Genomic DNA, 3048 nt, shown 5'->3' with positions numbered 1-3048 from the left:
CCGACGCCCCCGGTAGTCAAAACCGATACGCTGGCGTGCACCGCTGAGCCAAAGCAACAGGGCGGAGCGAGCGTTGCCGAAGAGGTCGATGGTGAGGTCAAAGTGCGCCCGGCGCAGCTGCCGCAGCGTGGAGAGTTGCGCAGCGCGAGTCTGACGGTCCAAAGGTAGCAGGCCGTCCACGTGCGGGTGGTGAGCGAGGACCTCGATGTAAGGACTCTCCGCCAGATAGGCAATCCTCGCCTCCGGAAATGCCCGGCGCAGCGCGCGCAGCAGCGGGGTGGTGAGCACGACATCGCCGAGGAAGCGCAGTCGGCTGACCAGGATGCGCCTGGGCACCTTTGATGCCGTCACCGGACTCATTTGGTCTTCATCTCGAACACCCCGTCCCAGTCCGAGGCCGGGGGGCTTTCCAGGAAAAGCGCGCACCGCTCGCAATAGACCCGCGAGGGCCCGTCGTTGGGCTGAAGCTCCAGGGCTGCCCGAAACGCTCGTAGCGCCTCTTGCCACTGGCGTGCGCGATAGGCAGCAAGGCCTTGGGCAAACAGGTCTAAGGCGCGCAGCTGGCGCTCCTCAAGTTCCTCGTACTGCTCGGCTACCAGCTCGTACACGCGTACGGGCAGGGTCTTGCCTTTGACGCGCAGCAGATCTAACTCGCGCGTCACAAACCTGCCGTTGAGCATCTGCTGCGTGAACTCGCTGATCATGATGCTGGTGCCATAGCTCTTGTTGGCCCCCTCCAGGCGCGAGGCGAGGTTCACGCTATCGCCAATCACCGTATAGTCGAAGCGTTGCTCGCCGCCGATGTTGCCGGCAATCATTGGCCCGGAGTTGATGCCGATGCGAGCATGGAACTGGGGTTTGCCCTCTGCCTGCCACTTCTGGCGCAAATCGACCAGCTTCCGCTGCATTTCTAAGGCGGCGCGGCACGCGTTGACGGCGTGCTCCTCCAACGGCACCGGCACCCCAAAGACCGCCATGATGGCGTCGCCCTCGTACTTGTCTAAGAAGCCATGGTGGGCGAAGACGATGGCAGTCATTGCTGACAGATACTCGTTCAGCTGCGTGACCAGTGCCTCTGGACTTAGCCCCTCCGAAACCGAGGTAAAGTCCTTGATGTCCGAGAAGAAGGCGGTAGCCACGCGGTGTTCCCCGCCAAGCTTCAGCATCTCCGGGTTTTTGATCAACTCCTCCACCACCGAGGCGGACAGGTAATACTGGAACATGCCCTTGATTCTGCGCTTGCTCCGCTCTTCCTCGACGTAGCGGTAGATAAACACGCCGAGAAAGCCGAAAAGGAGAGTGGCTAGTGGCCTCACCACCTCCAGCCACAATGCAGAATGCGTAAAGAGCTGGAACGCAAGCGTCAGATACGCAGCGCTCATGAAAAGGGCCAGGGGACCGCTCCACCACGGGCGCAGGACCATCGCTGCGACGGCCACCAGTACCGCCAGGCACAGGGCGAGGAGGTAGATGAGCACCTTGCTGGGCCGGAAGATGTACTGCTGCGTGAGGATGTTGTGGATGATGGTGGCGTGGATCTCCACCCCGGGAAAAGCACCTTGGAACGGTACCGGGCGGATGTCGGCAAGCCCGGCGGCCGAAGTGCCAACCATGACAATGCGGCCTTCAAATAACTCCGCCGGCACCCGTTGCATGAGCACGTCATAGTACGAAACGTACCTGAAGGTGCCCATGGTACCAAGGTAGTTTATGAGCATCCGCCCGTGCTTGTCAATGGGGATGACCAGGTGCTTCCCGGGCAAACCAGGAGGCGCCAGGACGATTCGCTTGCCCGGTACGAGCTTGATGTCGTCGGCGGAAAGATTGAGCAGTCCTCGGACCACGGCGAAGGAGAGCGCCGGGTACTGCCTGCCGGCAAAGTTGATGAACATGGGCATGCGGCGAATCACGCTGTCGTCATCGGGAGAAAAGTTCGCAAAGCCGATACCGGCGGCCGCATTGTACAGGCGCACGATCTTCCCATCCATGCGTTCTGCCGAAGGGAAGCGCGCGGTCACCTGGCCGGGGAAGGAGAAGGAGTAGCGCTCGCTCTGGAAACCCTCAGGTGGGGCAGTCATGGCGTAGAGGAAGATGTCCGGGGAGGCAGCGGAGAAGGCCATGGCATGGTAGACAATGTCCGAGCGGAAGGTGGCAGCCGCCAGCGAGTCGTCCACGCTGGGGTCGCGGCTCGGCTCCATGAACAGCACGTCAAAGGCGATGGCTGAGGCATGTCCCGACGTGAGATAGTCGATGAGCTGGGCATGGTAGGTGCGCGGCCATTGACTGAAGGGGCCGAGCTTGTCCAAACTGCGGTCGTCGATGTCGACGATGATGATGTCGTCCAGGGGGACACCATCCCGCTGTCGGGCCAACCTGTCCAGCCGTTGCCCGTAGCGCCAATCCAAGGTTTTGGCCTCAAAGCTCTCGACGATGTTGGCCAGCTGCAGCTCGGTCACCAGTCCTACTGCCACCACTGCGATGAGGGCAAGAAGTCCGGCGACCCCCACCTTGGGGAGCGCACCCTTCGTTTTCCATTTCCAGAAAGACATAGTGCCTCGGAACTTGTACACGACAGAGGCTCAAGCGATCATTGGATGGCCCCGTTCGTGGCGCGATGCGAAGGCCAACGACTCGCCAAGGTCTGGTGGCAGCTCCCGTCCTCGGCGACAAGTGAGCGCGATGCTCCCGGGCTCTTTTTGCTCAACCGCTGCTCGCGCAGAGTCGACCAGGCTAAGCCGGCGCATCGATATAGCCTTCAAAAATGGGATCCACTTCTCCAGAAAGCGTGATGTGACGAAAACCCCGGTCAAAAGCCACTCGGAGCAGGCCTCCCCGCACCTGGACCTGCAGCGGGGACTGGCAGCCGCGGCACAGATGGGCGATGATGGCGGAGGCCACGGCGCCGGTGCCGCACGCCAAGGTCTCGTCCTCGACGCCGCGCTCGTACGTGCGCATGCGGACGTTGTGTTTGTCTACCACCTGCACGAAATCGACGTTGGTGCCGCGCGGGGCAAATGCCGCATGCTGCCGGTACGTGCGGCCGAGGCC

3 protein-coding genes are annotated in these 3048 nt (G+C 62.0%); all 3 read right to left on the bottom strand.

The features are described from left to right. Positions 1–351, bottom strand: a 351-nt coding sequence (locus tag H5U38_05925) for a glycosyltransferase family 9 protein (GenBank protein MBC7186555.1), incomplete at its 3' end; no start/stop codon positions are given. A gap of 5 nt (positions 352–356) precedes the next feature. Beyond that, complete coding sequence (locus H5U38_05920) at positions 357–2549, bottom strand: CHASE2 domain-containing protein (GenBank protein ID MBC7186554.1); 2193 nt, start codon at positions 2547–2549, stop codon at positions 357–359. 181 nt (positions 2550–2730) lie between these two features. Further along, a partial coding sequence (locus H5U38_05915) for a diaminopimelate epimerase (protein MBC7186553.1) occupies positions 2731–3048 on the bottom strand: 318 nt, incomplete at its 5' end.

It is taken from the genome of Calditrichota bacterium, assembly GCA_014359355.1.
GTDB lineage: Bacteria > Zhuqueibacterota > Zhuqueibacteria > JANLFK01 > Oleimicrobiaceae > Oleimicrobium.
The sequence above is the reverse complement of the archived record's forward strand: the minus strand, read 5'-3'. Positions and strand labels throughout refer to the sequence as shown.

Bases quoted from the DNA above. Each gene is read 5' to 3' on its own strand.
- H5U38_05920 (MBC7186554.1), bottom strand. From the start codon at position 2,549: ATGTCTTTCTGGAAATGGAAAACGAAGGGTGCGCTCCCCAAGGTGGGG.